A 17,702-nucleotide genomic window follows, 5' to 3' on the forward strand; every position below is an offset into this window, starting at 1 on the left:
CCATAATCTTTATTTAGCTCAAACTGACTTGAATAGAATCTTTTTCTTACCCTATCAAACTCTAAATTAATAGCAAATTCACTATTTCCCTTTATTCTGTCCTTCATAACCTTTATTACACTATCTTTCAATATTGGAATCTCCTCTCTATCTTCTTCGCTAACTCTTGAAATTGACATAACATAATCAGCTAAGTTAGTTATATCTCCACTTCCAGCTATATCAAATTTTCCTATCTTTTTATTGTTTTCATTAGGCTTTTTAGGGTGTGCTACCAAGTGGACTACTGCTCCGTATCTTCTAGCAAATTCCTTTAACCTATTAACAAACCTTCTTTGAGATATTAATTCATTCTTACAACTTCCCTCTAGCTCTATTTTCATGAGATTATCAATAATAAATACCTTAACCCCTTTATTTTCTGCCAACTGCTTCATATCAGTTAATAATTGCTTTTCATCATGAGTTATACTGTCATCTGTATACAGGAATAGCTTGTCCTTTATCCAAGAATCAATATATTTTATACCTATATCCCCTACATATTTGTATTTAACTGCCCTATACTCTTTCTCTATGAAGTGATCCTTATCAGCTATTGTTGGATATAGCCAACTCTTGAAATTAGAGTTTGTTAACTCTGGACTATATGCAAATACCTTATATCCCCTTGCTAGGCTTTCTGCTATACACATTTGATTTATCAATGTACTTTTACCATTACCGTTATATCCAGTAATTATATTTAAACTACCCATAGCAAACCCTAATAACTTACAATCAATCTCTCTAAACCCTGTAGGGATTTTATCAATCTTATAAACATCAACAATAGAAACCTTATCTAATGTTGTTATTGTATTATCATTACCTATCTTTGATTTTATAAATTCAATAGAATCAAACCTTTTCTTTATATCTTCATCTGTTGATAAAACTCCACTCCTTATATCATCAGCAAGTCTTATCCTTTCCCTAACAATCCTTAAGTCAAGTAACTCATTTATTAAGGCGTTTATGTCATATCCCTCATTACCACTTTGATATATATCAGTCACCTCACTTGCCAACACTCCATTATCAGCACATTCCTTACTTACAATCAGTATGTCTGTGCTATTTTTAGCAGCATAACACTTAACTAAGGAATTAAATAAGATTTTATGCTTTGAACTATAAAAATCTTCTTCAACAACTCCCTTATCTAACAACTTTACAAGTATATGCTTTGACCTCATAGAACTACCAAGTAATACTTTTTCTATTTGCAAATTAAATTTATCCATGCTCTCACCACCTAAAACATTTTTAATGCTATTTTTTGACAACTCTCTTCATCTAATGGATCTGATGGATTGTTTTTAATACTCCAAGACTTATAATTTAGATACTTACTGCCATCATTTAAAAATAATCCTAGTTGTCTTATACTATCTTTATCTCTTCTTACTAGGAATTCATCTAACCCCCATTGATAATTACACCATTGATAATTAAGGTCATTATACATATCGCCATAGTTATTAATAGCCTCTAGTATTTCATCTTTGGAGTATTCCTTTAATGTTTTATCTATATTTTTTTTCATTTCACTAGTTAATGTTCTATGTTTTTTAATATTCTTACTTATCCAAAAATCAAAAATAGTATTATATATATTATTTTCTTTTATTTTCTTTTTATTTTCTTTTTGTGGTTCTATTTTAGTACCTACTATAGGTTCTCTTTTAGTACCTAGTATAGGTTCTACTTTAGTATTAAGTTCTATTTTGGTACTAGGTTCTATTTGAGTACCTAGTTTCAAAAAATATTTGCTCCTAATTCCCTTACCACTTTCTCTATATAGATATCCTTTGTTAATTAATGAATTTATTACTCTGTCTATAACATCATTTTTATTTGTCCCATATAATTTTTTTAATAATGTTCTACTTGGATTTGCATATCCCGTTTTATGATTTACATATCTAAATATAATTAACAACAATCCTTTTTCTTTAACATCTAAATCTAATGTATCTACTATTGAATTAAACTCATCCCATCTATTGCTTTCATTCAAATTTTCCACCTACTTAAAAGCCATTTGAAACAATTTTAAACCTTCCCAAGTAACGGGTTTATTCCATAGATTACAAAGCTCAATATATTTATCTAATAACTTAATATTCATATTCTCCCTCCTATTAATCCTTGTAGTGTTATAGCTAATGTTTCATATGCCTGTATCTTCACTTCATACGCTTTTACTTTTCCTTCTAGCTCTTTAATATATAAATCTTTCTTATAGTCCTTCTCATTAATATCTATTCCTAGATACTCATTAACACTCTTTTCATCAATACGCCATTCCTTACCGCATTTAGTTCCTCTAAGCTTTATTGACTTATCATATTGAGCCCTATTAAGTATTTCTCTTATATATGCTGGTGAATGTCCTGTACGCTCTGCTGCTTCTTCTGTAGTTAACCAATCCCTCTCTTTAGCCATTGTTATATTCTCCTTTCTATTAGCTCATTAGAGCCTTTTAATTTTTAGTAGTATAATTTATCCTCATATCATTCAAAGCCTGTCATATGGCTTATCTGATAAGCAGAAATAATATATAAAGCATTACACTTTACTTTTGTCTTTCCTAAAGTGCATATAATACACTTTTAAATTTCTAAATCGTTAATACCGATTTTAGATATGTTACTCACATAAATTTTGCATTAAGCTCTTATTCTTCTTCACTGAAGAAAAGTTCAGCCACGCTTGTATCGAGCGCTTTGGCAATTTTCTTAAGCGTCTTTACCCTTACACCGTCAATGCAACCTTTTTCTAAAGCAACAATTGTATTTAGCCCTACGTTAGCTTTATCTCTTAATTGAGATTGAGTTAATTCTTGCTTTCTTCTCTCTAACTCTAAAATTGTTAACATATATCCACCTCCTCACGAACTCAAATTTCGTCTATAGCATATATAATACGCACTAAAATTTCATATGTCAATATATTTTTTTAAAAATCTGTATTTTTATTTCGTATTATGGTATCCTTAATTTAGGAGGTGTTAAATTGAGTATTAATGTAGGTCTTGCGATAAAAGAAGCAAGAAAAAAAAATAAAATAACACAAAAACAGCTTTCAAATTTGATATCTAAATCTGAAAGAATGATTCAGAAATACGAAAATAACGAAGTTACTCCATCACTTGATGTTATCAAAGATATTTCAAAAAAATTAAATACTAATATTTATTCTCTAATAGTTAATGATGCAATTAACATTATTAATGAAACAATAAATGAGAATGAGAAAGAAATCGATAAAATCCAAAATATGCTAGATATAGATGCTCAACGTAGTAAAGATACAATTTTAAATGAGAATTTAATGAAAAAATGGATTTTAGACGATATTAAAGTTCTAATAGATGAAACATTAATATCAAACAGTATATTAAGATATAATAGGAATGATTTTACAGACAATGAAATAGAAGAGATAGGATACTTCGTATATCTTTCTTTCAACACAAAAATAAATGAAATTTTAAGTAGGAAAAATCCTTCTAAAAATGAATATGATAAAGATATATTTAAATATTAATATATCTTTCTAGCATCTGAACATATTTAATGAATTAAAACACAATAAATCTTGTATATATATCTACAAATCTAAAAAAAGAAAATTAAAGTAAGCACTACATTTATTTATGCAATTCCCATAATCTCGGTCGCTTAACTTGACTGACTTTAATAACTAAGTCAATAAAATTGACCTAGTTATGTAGGTACTATACATAATCCAAAGATAACTACATTAAATTTATCCATCTAAAACGGTAATTTGAATTGACCGTTTAGATATCCAATTAAAAGACATCTAGCATAAAACGTAACATAGATATTATCTAAGCTGCTGTGTAGGTACTATATTACTTTTAAAGATAACTATATCTAGGTGTCGATTAAGCCAACACCTAAACTATGAAATTCGTGGATTAGGATTTTTAAAGTCGTTACTAGCGACTTTAGACACAAACTATCCTTCCCCACTCTTATTGAGAAACTTATTCAATAAATGGATATATTTATAGATTTATTAATTAATCGTTATGTTTTTAAAGCATAGCGATTATAGTTACTATATTTATTTTTATGATAACCACATCTAGGGTTCGGCATTATGACGAACCCTCTTAATAAATAAAGAAAGGAGCTGATACCTTGGCTAGCTTTAGAAAACTCAATAATGGTAAATGGGAAGTTACTATAGACTTAGGACGAAACCCCTCTACTGGTAAAAGAATGAGAAAATTTAAGAGTGGATTTAAGACTAAGAAAGAAGCTATAGCATATGCTAATTCATTTAGTGTTGATATAGCTAATGGATTAAATGTAATAGATAATAAGGTGCTCTTAAAAGACTTTATTAACTCCTGGTATGATGATTATAAATCTAAAACATTAAGCATTAATACCAAGACCTCTTATAGATCCAGGATAGATAATTATATAATCCCTCAACTTGGTGAAATAGAACTAGGTAAGCTTAATACTGCTACAGTTCAACAATTCTATAATGACCTTATTAAACAAGACTTAAAGCCTAATAGCTGCAAAAAGATAATTGAAGTTCTTAGAGGTTGCTATAAATATGCTAAGAAATTAAATCTAGTTAATTATCTTCCTACTGACATAGAAACAATACCTCAAGAAAAAGAAAAAGTTGTTGTATGGAATGAGGATCAGATTAAATTCTTTTTATCAGAAATAAAGGATACATGGCTTTATTTACCTGTGTTAATAATAAGCCTTACAGGATTAAGAATAGGTGAGCTATGTGGTCTTAGATGGGATAATGTAGACCTAGAAAATGGATTTATAAATGTTAGGGAGCAAGTTATTCAAGATAAAACTAACCATCAATTAATCCATACGAGGATATTAAAAACAAATTCAGCATTTAGAAGTATATCAATACCTAATAATCTAGTTAGGTTGCTAATTGAACATAAAAATAATCAGCTTAATAGCAATATAGAGGGCTTTGTAATACTTAATAGGGATAATGTTATGTGTAATCCTAGAAACGTGTCTATGGACTTCACAAAGAAGGTACAGAAGTATAAAGAGCTTGAAGATAAAAGCAAAGAGCTACCTCAAATATCTATCCATGGTCTAAGGCATACTCATGCTACAGTTTTATTACTTAAAGGTGAGAATATAAAAGTTATTTCAAAAAGACTTGGTCATACTTCCACAAAGATTACTTGGGATACTTATAGTCATGTATTACCCGAGATGGAAAAGCAAACTGCAGACCTACTAAATAGTATGTTTGATGACCTATAAATTTTTTTGCTTACAAATGTCGGTTAAATGTCGGTATTTTGAACATAATAAATGGCTTAACCTTAGTGATTAAGCCATTCTTTTAATACAAGTGGTATCCCCAGTAGGAATCGAACCTACATCTATCCCTTAGGAGGGGACTATTCTATCCATTGAACTATGAGGACATACTTAATTAAATTACATATAGATTTTATTACACTTGCCATTAGTTGTCAACTTTATAACTCTCTTAATTCTATATAACGCTAAAATAGAAGTCCTCAAAACTAGAGGACTTCTTACTTAAACCATTTGAACTTTTGAATTTTCTTTAAATAAAACTCTAGCACCCTTAACCGTTATAGATATTAAAGGCCAAGATAAAACTGTAAATATTCCTGCTATACCCCATTCTCTAATTGTTAATGGTGACAAACTAAATACTTCCCTACCAATTGGCGTCGTATAGCATAATACAATACAACTTATCATACATATTACTAATACAAATTTAAATTTAGTAATAGGAAAAGATAATCTAATTAATATAATTAAACTTATACCTGCAAATATTAGTAGGGCTATAGACCTACTAACTTCTATACTCGCCCCTGATAAGTAACTCATTATATATCCTGCTGTAGTAAAAGTAACCATAAGCACACCATTAGGAATACTTGTTGTTAATATTCTTTTTAAGAATCCGCTCTTTACCCTACCTCTAGATGGCAATAAAGCTAAAAAGAATGCAGGTATACCTATTGCACAACTACCAACTAAAGAAGCCTGTATTGGTAATAGTGGATAAGGTAGCATTAATGCTGAAAAAATAAATGCTAAACATACAAAAAACACCGTTTTTGATAGAAATAACTCTGCCACTCTTTCTAGGTTATTTATTTGCTTTCTTCCCTCTTCAACTATATGAGGCAATGCTCCAAAATCAGAATTTAGAAGTACTAGCTGGGCTACAGCTCTTGTTGCATCCGAACCATTAGCCATGGCTATTCCACAATCAGATTCTTTTAATGCTAATACATCATTTACCCCATCTCCTGTCATTGCAACAGTATGACCATTAGCTTGTAATGCTTTTATAATATCCTTCTTTTGATGTGGGGTTACTCTTCCAAAAATAGTATACTCATCTATAACTTTTTTTAATTCTTCAATATCCTCCGGTAAAGTTCTTGCATCTACATACTTATCCCAGTTTTTTAAGCCAGCTCTCATTGCTACTGCTGAAACAGTAACTGGATTATCTCCTGATATTACTCTTAAATTAACTCCTTCTTCTTTAAAATATTTTAATACTCTTGGAGCTTCCTCCTTAATAACATCTTCTATATAAATTAACGCCTCTTCTTTAACTTGCTCCTTAATTCCATTTTTTAGAGAAGATTGATCCATTCTTCCTAACAGTAAAATTCTTCTTCCTTTTCTAGCTTCCTTCTCAATTTTCTCACTAAACTTACTGTATCTATCATCCAATAATATTTCAGGTGCACCTAATATCCAAGCTTCTTCACCTTGTATTACTATTCCTCCCCACTTTCTTCTAGATGAAAATGGTACTTTTTCTAATACATCTAAGGTAGCACAATCTTTATATCTTTCTAATATAGCTAATTGAGTTGGATTTTTATTGGGTAAATTATGTACTAATGTTGATAATGCTATGTCTACTAGTTCTTTATCACTATTTCCTATTAACTCAACATTAACTAAATTAAGCTTTCCTTCTGTAATTGTACCTGTTTTATCAACACATAACACATCAACTCTAGCTAAAACTTCTGTTGCCGATAATTGCTGTACTAATGTCTTATATTTTGCAAGCTTAACTACAGATACTATAAAGGTTGCACTTGTTAGAAGAACTAAACCTTCAGGTATCATTCCCACTATTCCAGAAACAGCTCCTAGCACTGCACTTCTCCATCCAATATTACTAAAAACTATTTGTGTTGTTGTTAAAATTATTCCTATTGGCACTATTAACCACAATAGAATTTTTATTATTTTGCTTATAGATGATTGCAACTCTGAATTAATTATCTTAAATTTTCTTGCTTCTTCAGCTAATTGAGATGAGTAAGTATTTGCACCTACTTTCTTAACCTCAGCTAATCCTTCACCTGCGATAATAAAACTCCCTGATAATATTTTATCTCCCTTTTCTTTATATACTGAATCAGACTCTCCTGTTAACATGGATTCATCTACTTCTAATTCATCACCATCAATAAGCTCACAATCAGCTAAAACCTGGTTACCCGAATCAAGGTATACAATATCATTTAAAACTAATTCTTCAACACAAACCTTTTTAATCTTTCCATTTCTTAATACCTTGGCATGAGCCATGCTTAAAACAGACAACTCTTCTAAGGTGCTCCTAGCACTTAATTCTTGTACAACTCCAATAATGCTATTTATTATTATTACGCCTGCAAATATAGCATTCTTTGGAGATCCTGCTGCTATACAAACCAAAGCTAATATTATATTTAAGGCATTAAATATATTAAAAAAATTTGCCCTTATCATTTGCCACATTGTTCTTGAAGGCGCCTTTGGTATTTTATTTACTTCTCCTCTTGCAATTCTATCTCTTACTTCATCATCTGTAAGACCCTTGTTGCTATTTCTTACTATAAAGGAGGAGTTGTTGACGTTATCATAAAAACTATTTCTACACTCCATACAATACTCCTTATATCTTTCACAATCCACTTTATAATTTCATTTTACTTTTATAATCTTAAAATACTCTTAAATAAATAGAAAGATTGTATTAATTCTTATTTATATATTGTTATATTTATATATTTTTTTATTTATATATTTTTAAGATTTATTATTTTTAACAAAAAAAGTAGGAGCCTATAACTCAGCTCCTACCTCTTATAATAATTCCTTTTTAGTAAAATAAGCTACCCCTATACTTCCTGGTCCTACATGCAAACCTATTATTGGTCCTATAGATTGTATCCTTATTGGAATATTTAACTCTTCTTCTAGCCTCTTCGCAAGTTCTCTTCCTTCTTCTTCACAATTTATATAATGAACTATAACATCTCCAAGGCCATAATTTTTAATATCATCTAATACCTTATCTACTATTGCATTAACTGCTTTTTTCTTTGTTCTAACTTTTTCAAAAACCGAAGTAACTCCATCTCTTACAGTAAGAATTGGTCTTATCTGAAGTATTGTTCCAAATAAAGCAGCAGCACCACCTATTCTTCCACCTTTTTTAAGATACCTTAATGTATCTGGTACAAATAAAAATCTACTAGACTTAACAACATTATTAACTACTTCAACTACTTCTTCTATAGATTTTCCTTCCTTTGCAGCTCTTGCTCCTTCAATTACTTGAAATCCCATTTGCATACAGTTAGTTCTTGAATCTATTATTTCTATCCTTGCATCTGGATACTCTTCCAAAACCATATTCTTTGCTAAATGTGCACTAGAATATGTCCCACTCATATCTGATGATAGAAATACTCCTACAACATTATCTCCTGACTTAACAATACTTTTAAATATATCTAAAAGCTCATCTATACTTGGTTGTGATGATGTTGGTATCTCCTCTGATTGATCCATAACCTCATAGAAATACTTATTATCTAAATTAACTTCTCTATAGCTTTTTCCTTGAAGTATAACATTTAATGATGCAATTGAAATATTATATTTATTTATTAATTCTTCAGAAATATAACTTGTACTATCTGTAACTAACTTTACTCCCATAAAATCACCACTTTCTATAAAATAGTTTATAATATTACCCCATATATTTCCTAGGATTTTTTACACTTTGTATTTTAACTCCATCAGTACTTATTAAAAATTCCATTATAGTTTCATTTACTGGATTTTTATTTATCCCAGCCGATTTTACTCTTACTACAACAATATACTTCCCCTTACATGCTAAAGGTGCACTTAAAGGTCTAATCATAATTATATCAGAAAAATTAGGACAGTATACATACTTTGAACCATATATCTTTTTCATTTCTTTCTCTATATAGATACTTAATAATGTAAATATTACTCCATCCTTTAATCTTGAATTTATTATATTCTGAGGTACTTTAAAATTGTTTTGTACCCTATCCTTTTTTATTAAATAATCAGATACTTGTCCCCACCTTTCTATCTTATTGTATTTAGGATTACTCGAATTAAAGTAAACTATAATTGGAGAATCTATTAAACTTTTGTTACCAAGAAAAATCCCCTTATCACCATATACTATTGCTTCTAAAGCTAGTGGAAGTTCTTTTCTAAATATTATATCTCTTTTCTCTATATCACCAATATTATCCTGTCCATCTATACATAAGTATACTTCTAAAATATATTTATTATCAATCTCTTTCCAACATGATATAACTTCATCTCTATGCTTTGAAAACTTATCCTCCCTATACTTTGTATCTATAAACAAAAATAATTCTCCTGTTTCATCTGAGTGTGTTAATGTATAAAATCGATTTTGTATGTTTGCGTTCTCTAATAATAAGTCATTAACTTCAATATTAAGTTTTTCTTTCATAAACTCTTTCACTTTTAATCCCCTTAATAATATTATTTATAATGCATTTATATGAATTATTAAGTTTATTAGTTCTTTTATTTATTATTAAGATATAATATACTGTTTTTATATAAAATTTTGATTCTAGAAAGGAATTATATTTATGATAAGAACTATTTTATTTTATCCTGCAGTGGTATTAAGCTTATTTGTTTCGCTGTTGGCACTAATTAGAATTAAATATTTAGAACTTAGAGGAAAAACAAAAGAGAAAACAATATTTATTCATAAAGTAACAAGAGGTTGGGCTCGTTTTGTAATGAAAATGAGTGGTGCTGAAATTACTGTTAAAGGTCTTGAAAATATACCTGATGACCAAACTGTATTATTTATGGCAAATCACCAAAGCTTCTTTGATATCCCACTATTAATGAGTGTTATTGATGTACCAAAAGGCTTTATAGCAAAAAAAGAACTTGAAAACTGGCCTGGAATAAGTACATGGATGAGATATATAAGATGCATATTTATGGATAGAGCTAATTTAAGAAAATCAGCTGAAGCTATTGTTGAGGGAATTAATATTTTAAAAAGCGGTTATTCTATGGTAATCTTCCCTGAGGGAACAAGAAGTAAAGGTGGAGAGCCTCATGAATTTAAAAGTGGAAGCTTTAAATTAGCACTTAAGCCAAAGGTTCCAATAGTTCCTATTACTATAAATGGTACTTATAAACTATTAGAGCGAAATGGTAACAAAATTAAGGCTGATAAAGTTGAGGTTATTATTCATCCAGCAATAGATACTAAATCACTAAGCAAAGAGGAATCTTTATCTTTACCAGAAAAAGTTGAATCTATAATATTATCACCATTAAAATAAGCTTCATTATATTTTAGATAATAAAAAAATGAGTTGTTGCTCCGTTGCAACAACTCATTTTTTATTACCTATCTAATTAGAACTTATTACATTATTAACCCATTTACCAGATCTTAATCTAGCAAACTCAAAGAACAGCTTAACTACCTCTTCTAAGCATATAAAGAAATAAACTACATATACCGGCACTTGAAGAACTACTGCTCCTATAAATGCCATTGGAACAGCAAAAAGCCATATAGTACCTGCCTGAACTAGCATTGAATACGTCGTATCTCCACCACCTCTGAATACACCAACTATCATTACAACATTATATGTTCTTATTGAACAGAAAACTGCCATAATTCTTAATACATATATGGTGTCACTTACTGTACCTTCAGTAATATTAAATAACTTTAAAATTGTAGGGGCAAATATCCATATTAATACGCCCAAAGCTAGTCCCACTATAGGTGATACAATTCCTATTTTCTTAGAATAATCTACAGCCTCTTCCTCATGTCCTGACCCAATTTTATTACCTACCATTATAGCTGCTGCACTTGCAAGCCCTATACAAAATACCATAAACATATTATTTAATGTAGTTGCTATTTGCATGGTTGCTACTGCACTTGTACCTATCTGTGCATAAGCTATAGAATAAGAAGTAAGTCCTAATGACCATACTAATTCATTTATTATTACAGATGTAGATGTTCTAAAGTAAGTTTTTACAAAGATAAAATCAAAACTAAATAGCTCTTTTATATTAGAAGATACTTTATTGTTCCTTATATATACTTCAAATAGTATGTATAGCATTTCTATTACTCTTGCTAAAGTAGTAGCTAAAGCAGCTCCTGCTACTCCCATTGGTTTACAACCTAAGTTACCAAATATAAATATCCAGTTTAAAAATGCATTACTTAATACACCAATCAAGCTTGCATACATTGTAACTTTAGGTTGTTCTGTACTTCTTAATGCAGATGAATACGCTTGAGTTACATTAGTTATAAGATAACTTATTGCAATAACCTTTAAGTACATCCCACCTAATTCTATTACACTTGGATCCTTAGACAATATGCTCATTATACCGTCTGATAAGAAGAATGCTCCTATTCCAAATAATAAAGATGCAATAAATCCTATGGTCAAATCTAAACCTAATACCTTTTTTATACTTTTAACATCTCTTTTACCCCAATATTGAGACATAAATACGCTTGCACCAGCATTAATTCCTGATAAACACAGCATAAAAATAAAGAAATATTGATTAGCAAGTCCTACTGCTGCAATAGCTTCTTCTCCTAACTTTCCAATCATTAAATTATCTACTAAATTTAGTGATGATGTTATAAAGCTTTGTATGGTTATAGGTATTGCTAATGTCAGCATCGTTTTAATAAACTTTTTATCCCTTAATATTCCCATAATTTCCTCCTTAGTTAAAATAAAAAAAGCACACGGGTAGTCTAGCCGCCCGTCTGCTAAAAAAGTTCTTATTAAATTCCTGATTTATTTTCTTATAATTAATGTATTTTGTCAACAAATATTCATTAATTCTTTATAGCTATCTTCTATTTCTTCTCTGGATAAATTACCAGCTTCTAGTACCTCATCACTTAAGTTTTTTAATCTTTCATAATAGTTAATGCCCATTGATATTATATTCTTATCTTTATTACTCTTCTTTATCATATAAAATAATATATCTTCAGCTTTATCATATTTTCCAACAATCTCATAAAACTTAAATATCTTTTTATTTTCATTTATCGTTAAATCATATACCGATAATAAATCTGAAATATGTATTCCATCTTGAAAATACCTTTTTTCTATATCACTATCCTCTCTAAAGGCCTCATTTAAAGCATCTATAGACTTTAGATAATATCTAATTTGACCTTCTTCATCCCCTGTACTTTGACATACAAAACCTTGTAAACAAAGCAATTCTCCAAGAGCTATATACTTTTCTCCATTAAATTCATCCTCACGACTTATAATATCAATAACACTACTAAATGAAATCGTGTCGATTGTCATTATATCTAACCCTACTAACCCCTTTAATTGATTGTTTATAGCCTCTTTAGCCTTACTAACATCTCCATTTATTATATTTTTATCAACTTCTCTTTTAACTATTTTTAGTAAATTTTCAATTTCTTTCATAAAATCTTTCTTAATCATAAGGCCCTCCATTTTACAGAAAATTTAATTATAGTATAAATATTATATAACTATAATTAAATATAAATTAAGTTAATTTATTTTAAATTTTCTATTTATTTATAGTAAGTTAAGGTCAAATTAAAATATAAGAAATATATTTTTAAATTTTGCTTTTTGTTATAAAATTATAATACATTTACAACATAGGAGGAAATATATATGCAAAAGCTTCTCAGTAAAATGCGACAAGCTATAAATGATTTTAATTTAATAGAAAATGGAGATAAAATTGCAGTAGGACTGTCTGGAGGTAAGGATAGCTTAACTTTATTATATCTATTAAATTCTTATAAAAGATTTTCCCCAGAATCTTTTGATTTAATAGCTATAACGCTAAATCCAGGTGGAGTAGATAACTCTCCCTTACATAAGTTATGCGAAGAATTAGAAGTACCTTTTTATGAAGTTGAAACTAATATAAAGGAAGTAGTTTTTGATATTAGAAAAGAAAAAAATCCATGCTCTCTATATGCAAATTTACGTAGGGGTGCCTTAAATGATAATGCAAGTAAGCTTGGTTGTAATAAAGTTGCATTAGGTCATCATAAAGATGATGCATTAGAAACTTTTTTACTTTCCATTTGTTATGAAGGCAGAATTAATTGTTTTTCTCCTAAAAGTTATATGGATAAAAACAACTTATTCCTTATTAGACCTATGGTTTATATAAACGAAAGCTCTATTAGAAAATTTGCTCTAAATAACAAGCTACCTATTATTAAGAATCCTTGTCCTGCTGACGGAAAAACCAAAAGGCAAGATATGAAAGAACTAATCAAAGATTTAGATAGAAAAATACCATGTTTCAAAAAAAATATTTTTGGATGTTTAAACAACCCTAGCCAACTGTTTATATGGGATAAAGAAAGAATAAAACACGAATAATATTCGTGTTTTATTCTTTTTTATTTTGAATTTTTACAGTTTTGTATTGATTTTATGTGTAAAATAAGCTAAAATCACCTTGTAGTTAGAACTTTTTTATTAATTTCAAATAAATTGTTCACTTATATAAATCCTACAATATGGGTTGGATGTTTCTACCGAGTTACCGTAAATTACTCTGGGCTATAAGTGTCTGCTAAGTATATTATCTTAATTTACGAGGAGATGTTTATAATGAATTATGATGTAATTATAGTTGGTGCTGGCCCTGCAGGAATCTTTACTGCATATGAACTTAAGAAACAAAAACCACAATCTAAAATCCTTTTAATTGAAGCTGGAAAACAAATAGATAAAAGACATTGCCCTAAAGACAGGACAAATGTTTGTGTTTCTTGCAAACCTTATTGTCATATCACATCAGGATTCTCTGGCGCTGGTGCATTTTCAGATGGAAAGTTATCATTAAGTTATGAAGTTGGTGGAGATTTACCAAACCTTGTTGGAGCAAAAACTGCTCAAGAATTTATTGATTATACTGATAAAATATACCTAGACTTTGGTGCTGATACTAAAGTTGAGGGTATAGATAATAATGATGCTGTTAAAGAAATTAGAAGAAAAGCAATTCAAGGTGGACTAAAATTAGTAGATTGTCCTATTAGACATTTAGGTACAGAAAAGGCTCAAGAAATATACCTTAAAATTCAAAATCACCTATTAGAAGTTGGTGTTGAAATTAAATTTGATACATTAGTTAAAAACTTAATTATAGAAAATAACTCTGTTACTGGAGCCTTATTAACTGATTCCTTAACTAAGAAAAAGGATGAAGAAGTATTCAGTAATAAAGTTGTTGTTGCTACAGGTAGAAAAGGTGCTGACTGGTTAAAGGATATGTGTGTTGAACATAATATTAACCATTCTGCAGGTCCAGTAGATATTGGTGTTAGAGTAGAACTTAGAAATGAGGTAATGGAAAGTGTTAATAATGTTCTTTATGAATCAAAATTAATTGGACATCCTCTTCCATTTAAAGATAAGGTAAGAACCTTCTGTCAAAACCCTGGTGGTTTTGTAAGCCAAGAAAACTATGATAATAATCTTGCTATAGTTAATGGTCATTCATATAAGAATCTAAAGTCTGATAATACTAATTTAGCTATATTAAGTTCTCATAACTTTGCTGAACCTTTTAACGAGCCTATTGAATATGGTAAAAAAGTAGCTGAACTTGTTAATATGCTAGGTAATGGAAAGATATTAGTTCAAAGATATGGTGATATATTAGATGGTAAGAGAACATGGGAACATGAACTTTATGAATCAAATGTAAAACACACTCTTCCAGATGCAGAAGCAGGTGATTTAACTTCTGCAATGCCATATAGAACTATGACCAACATATTAAACTTCATTGAAGCTATGGATACAGTAGTTCCTGGGTTTGCAAGTAGAGAAACACTTCTTTACGGTCCAGAAATTAAATTCTATAGCAATAAAATAAAATTAGATACAAACTTTGAAACTAATATAAAAGGACTTCACTGTTTAGGTGACTCAAGTGGATGGACAAGAGGCCTTATGATGGCTTCTGCTATGGGAGTCATGATGGGAAGACTTCTATAAACATAAAAAACCTCTAGTAAAATTTTTTACTAGAGGTTTTTTTGTTATCTATCAAAAAAATAACTTTTTACTAAAGCTACAAATTCTCTTGTATAAAATACAGGAACTAAGTAATTTACTGTATTGCTTGAATATACTTCAATATTTTCATATCCATTTCTTTTTGCTAACATACTACTTCTGAAAGCATGAAAATCTGTTGTTATTATTTTTACGCTTACATCTTTTAAATCTTTATTACTATGCTCTTGAATTTTTTCTTTTGAAAACTTAAAGTTTTCAGATGTATTTCTTGATTTATCTTCTTTTATAATTCTATCTTTACTAACACCATTTTCTAATAAATACCCTTCCATTGCCTCTGCTTCTGACATATCTTCATCTTCACCCTGTCCACCAGAAACCACAATGTAACTCTCTTTATTATACTTATTAAGACAATCTAATGCTGTATTAAGCCTATCCCTTAAGGTTTGACTTAGCTCATTCCTATTATTTAACCCTGCACCTAGAACAATAATATAATCAGTTGTCTCTGTACTATTCTTAGGGTAACATATTATAATGCCTTCTATAATGAAAAACACAACTAGTCCAATGCATACAAAAATCTTGATTACTTTATCTATTAATTTTAATTTCTCATTATTATATATCTTTTTCTTAATAAAATGATATAGTATAAACACTATACCAGCTATTAAAAAAACTTCACTAAAGGCGATTTTCCTAAAACTCAATACATTTACCAGTATAGAATATACCGTTAATATTCCACCTATAACTATGTCTAAATTCTTTTTCATTTTATCTCCTCCCCTAATATCTTATAGAATAATAGTATCAGAGGTAATTATTTCCGTAAATGTGATTTTTGCCTTTTTAATTAATATGTAATATGTTTATCTATAACATATCAAGCAAATCTCTATGTTCTTTCTTAATATCTAAGTATATATTCATTATTTTACGTGATTTTATATCAGCCTTATTCAATATAGAATCATAATTTAGTATAACTAGATTTGTAATATCCTTATCTATTTTATTATTCTCGCTCATTTCATTAAGTATATTAACTACTGTATCTTTATCAAAAGATTCTTTATAACTTCTTCTTCCAACTAATGCACTTAATATATCTGCTATAGATAAAATCCTTATTTCCGTAGATAGCTCATCCCCCTTAATTCCAAAAGGGTATCCACTTCCATCAATTTTCTCATGATGTAAGGTAGCTATATCTCTAATATCATCTATATTCAATCCACTTAAAATATTATATCCTATAATAGAATGTTCTTTTATTATCTCAAACTCCTCTTCATTTAGCTTACTTTCTTTCTCCAATATATTAACTGGTATAGATATCTTACCTATATCATGCAATATTCCAGATATCTTTAATTTATATAATACTTTTTCATCTAGTCCTAGCAATTTCCCAATTTCATAACTTATAGCTTCTACAATTATACTATGTTTAACTGTAACTTCACTTCTAAAATCTATAGCATAAGCTAACATTCTAGCATAATTAAATATCTCTTCTCTTTTTAACTTCTTATCCTTTAAGAAATCATATAACTCAGATTTATATGATTTATCTTTTAGCTTCCTATTAATATCATACTTATCAATTACCTCTAAAAGCAATTGTACATTTTCTAAAGTATATATATTGGTCATTTTTCTAATTTCATAGGTACTTAATTCCTTATCATTTATAACTAATATACTAAAATAATCTGCTAATCCTAACATTACGGCCTCTATAGGTACATCTATATTTTTTAACTTTATATATTTATATGTAAAATGATGCCCTAAAACCACCTTATATAGCTTACTTAATGGTGAAAAGTATTTAATAAATAATGCCCCATATATTGCATGTTCAAAGGGACTAAAAGAATCAACACTTAATAAGTCTTTTACTTCACTCACTTTATGTATTCCAATATCATGAAACATTGATATTGTACATAAATCTATTATCTCATCCTTATCATTTATACCTCTTTCTTTTAATAAGTTCATCATTATATATGCTACCTGTTCTCCATGCTCTAGTAATCTATCATCTATGGAATTTATTGTTCTATGTATAATCGTTATAACATCTTTTAATAATACTTCTTTCATACCTGATATCCATTTCTTTAAATAAAATTAATACTTACTA

16 protein-coding genes, 1 tRNA gene and 1 riboswitch are annotated in these 17,702 nt (G+C 28.9%); of the genes, 5 read left to right on the plus strand and 12 right to left on the minus strand.

Annotated elements, in window-relative coordinates; translation table 11 throughout:
• From G594_RS0112915 to G594_RS0112935, 4 genes are all read right to left on the minus strand, one after another.
• The coding region (locus G594_RS0112915) for a DnaB-like helicase C-terminal domain-containing protein (RefSeq protein ID WP_027098972.1) at nt 1-1,286 on the minus strand (1,286 nt) is incomplete at its 3' end.
• An 11-nt stretch (nt 1,287-1,297) separates the two neighbouring features.
• The gene (locus G594_RS18950) at nt 1,298-2,062 is read right to left on the minus strand and encodes a helix-turn-helix domain-containing protein (RefSeq protein WP_051196014.1); all 765 of its coding nucleotides are present in this window, start codon (nt 2,060-2,062) and stop codon (nt 1,298-1,300) included.
• Nucleotides 2,063-2,169: 107 nt separating this feature from the next.
• Nucleotides 2,170-2,490: a helix-turn-helix domain-containing protein gene (locus G594_RS18955; RefSeq protein WP_051196015.1), complete on the minus strand. Its 321-nt coding sequence runs from the start codon at nt 2,488-2,490 to the stop codon at nt 2,170-2,172.
• A 232-nt stretch (nt 2,491-2,722) separates the two neighbouring features.
• On the minus strand, nt 2,723-2,923 hold the full coding sequence (locus tag G594_RS0112935) for a helix-turn-helix transcriptional regulator (RefSeq protein WP_027098973.1): 201 nt from the start codon (nt 2,921-2,923) through the stop codon (nt 2,723-2,725).
• A 137-nt stretch (nt 2,924-3,060) separates the two neighbouring features.
• Between G594_RS0112935 and G594_RS0112940 the strand changes: the two genes are divergently transcribed.
• Both G594_RS0112940 and G594_RS0112945 read left to right on the plus strand, forming a co-directional pair.
• Entirely contained in the window at nt 3,061-3,594 is a 534-nt protein-coding gene (locus G594_RS0112940) for a helix-turn-helix domain-containing protein (protein WP_027098974.1), read from the plus strand.
• A gap of 623 nt (nt 3,595-4,217) precedes the next feature.
• Complete coding sequence (locus tag G594_RS0112945; protein WP_027098975.1) at nt 4,218-5,345, plus strand: site-specific integrase; 1,128 nt, start codon at nt 4,218-4,220, stop codon at nt 5,343-5,345.
• 92 nt (nt 5,346-5,437) lie between these two features.
• Here G594_RS0112945 and G594_RS0112950 read toward each other — a convergent pair.
• From G594_RS0112950 to G594_RS19940, 4 genes are all read right to left on the minus strand, one after another.
• Nucleotides 5,438-5,512: transfer RNA gene (locus tag G594_RS0112950), tRNA-Arg, on the minus strand.
• A gap of 118 nt (nt 5,513-5,630) precedes the next feature.
• Nucleotides 5,631-8,033, minus strand: a complete 2,403-nt coding sequence (locus tag G594_RS0112955) for a cation-translocating P-type ATPase (protein WP_034866715.1) — start codon at nt 8,031-8,033, stop codon at nt 5,631-5,633.
• A gap of 201 nt (nt 8,034-8,234) precedes the next feature.
• Nucleotides 8,235-9,095, minus strand: a complete 861-nt coding sequence (locus G594_RS0112960; protein WP_027098977.1) for a DegV family protein — start codon at nt 9,093-9,095, stop codon at nt 8,235-8,237.
• 34 nt (nt 9,096-9,129) lie between these two features.
• Nucleotides 9,130-9,918 carry a staygreen family protein gene (locus G594_RS19940; protein ID WP_081663713.1) on the minus strand — a complete coding sequence of 263 codons (789 nt, stop codon included), beginning with the start codon at nt 9,916-9,918 and terminating at the stop codon, nt 9,130-9,132.
• Nucleotides 9,919-10,051: 133 nt separating this feature from the next.
• On the opposite strand from G594_RS19940, the gene G594_RS0112970 reads away from it, so the two are divergent.
• The gene (locus tag G594_RS0112970) at nt 10,052-10,768 is read left to right on the plus strand and encodes a lysophospholipid acyltransferase family protein (RefSeq protein WP_027098978.1); all 717 of its coding nucleotides are present in this window, start codon (nt 10,052-10,054) and stop codon (nt 10,766-10,768) included.
• Nucleotides 10,769-10,840: 72 nt separating this feature from the next.
• Here the strand turns inward: G594_RS0112970 and G594_RS0112975 are convergent, their stop codons facing one another.
• Both G594_RS0112975 and G594_RS0112980 read right to left on the minus strand, forming a co-directional pair.
• A complete protein-coding gene (locus G594_RS0112975; protein ID WP_027098979.1) occupies nt 10,841-12,196 on the minus strand; it encodes an MATE family efflux transporter in 1,356 nt (451 codons plus the stop codon).
• 111 nt (nt 12,197-12,307) lie between these two features.
• On the minus strand, nt 12,308-12,961 hold the full coding sequence (locus G594_RS0112980; RefSeq protein ID WP_027098980.1) for a DUF6483 family protein: 654 nt from the start codon (nt 12,959-12,961) through the stop codon (nt 12,308-12,310).
• Nucleotides 12,962-13,162: 201 nt separating this feature from the next.
• Between G594_RS0112980 and G594_RS0112985 the strand changes: the two genes are divergently transcribed.
• Nucleotides 13,163-13,888: a PP-loop family protein gene (locus G594_RS0112985; protein ID WP_034866718.1), complete on the plus strand. Its 726-nt coding sequence runs from the start codon at nt 13,163-13,165 to the stop codon at nt 13,886-13,888.
• A 102-nt stretch (nt 13,889-13,990) separates the two neighbouring features.
• A riboswitch (purine riboswitch) is annotated at nt 13,991-14,094 on the plus strand.
• A 28-nt stretch (nt 14,095-14,122) separates the two neighbouring features.
• A complete protein-coding gene (locus tag G594_RS0112990; RefSeq protein WP_027098982.1) occupies nt 14,123-15,517 on the plus strand; it encodes an NAD(P)/FAD-dependent oxidoreductase in 1,395 nt (464 codons plus the stop codon).
• A 44-nt stretch (nt 15,518-15,561) separates the two neighbouring features.
• Here G594_RS0112990 and G594_RS0112995 read toward each other — a convergent pair whose 3' ends face one another.
• Entirely contained in the window at nt 15,562-16,323 is a 762-nt protein-coding gene (locus G594_RS0112995; protein ID WP_027098983.1) for a YdcF family protein, read from the minus strand.
• Between the two features lie 100 nt (nt 16,324-16,423).
• Complete coding sequence (locus G594_RS0113000; RefSeq protein ID WP_027098984.1) at nt 16,424-17,662, minus strand: HD-GYP domain-containing protein; 1,239 nt, start codon at nt 17,660-17,662, stop codon at nt 16,424-16,426.
• Nucleotides 17,663-17,702 lie beyond the last annotated feature (40 nt).

This window comes from Clostridium paraputrificum AGR2156, assembly GCF_000424025.1.
GTDB classification, from domain to species: domain Bacteria; phylum Bacillota; class Clostridia; order Clostridiales; family Clostridiaceae; genus Clostridium; species Clostridium paraputrificum.

Excerpts from the sequence above, each read along its gene's own strand:
- G594_RS18955 (WP_051196015.1), bottom strand. The coding sequence starts at position 2,490 with ATGGCTAAAGAGAGGGATTGGTTAACTACAGAAGAAGCAGCAGAGCGT.
- G594_RS0112935 (WP_027098973.1), bottom strand. The coding sequence starts at position 2,923 with ATGTTAACAATTTTAGAGTTAGAGAGAAGAAAGCAAGAATTAACTCAA.
- G594_RS0112955 (WP_034866715.1), bottom strand. The coding sequence starts at position 8,033 with ATGGAGTGTAGAAATAGTTTTTATGATAACGTCAACAACTCCTCCTTT.
- G594_RS0112960 (WP_027098977.1), bottom strand. The coding sequence starts at position 9,095 with ATGGGAGTAAAGTTAGTTACAGATAGTACAAGTTATATTTCTGAAGAA.
- G594_RS0112970 (WP_027098978.1), top strand. The coding sequence starts at position 10,052 with ATGATAAGAACTATTTTATTTTATCCTGCAGTGGTATTAAGCTTATTT.
- G594_RS0112975 (WP_027098979.1), bottom strand. The coding sequence starts at position 12,196 with ATGGGAATATTAAGGGATAAAAAGTTTATTAAAACGATGCTGACATTA.
- G594_RS0112980 (WP_027098980.1), bottom strand. The coding sequence starts at position 12,961 with ATGATTAAGAAAGATTTTATGAAAGAAATTGAAAATTTACTAAAAATA.
- G594_RS0112985 (WP_034866718.1), top strand. The coding sequence starts at position 13,163 with ATGCAAAAGCTTCTCAGTAAAATGCGACAAGCTATAAATGATTTTAAT.
- G594_RS0112990 (WP_027098982.1), top strand. The coding sequence starts at position 14,123 with ATGAATTATGATGTAATTATAGTTGGTGCTGGCCCTGCAGGAATCTTT.
- G594_RS0112995 (WP_027098983.1), bottom strand. The coding sequence starts at position 16,323 with ATGAAAAAGAATTTAGACATAGTTATAGGTGGAATATTAACGGTATAT.
- G594_RS0113000 (WP_027098984.1), bottom strand. The coding sequence starts at position 17,662 with ATGAAAGAAGTATTATTAAAAGATGTTATAACGATTATACATAGAACA.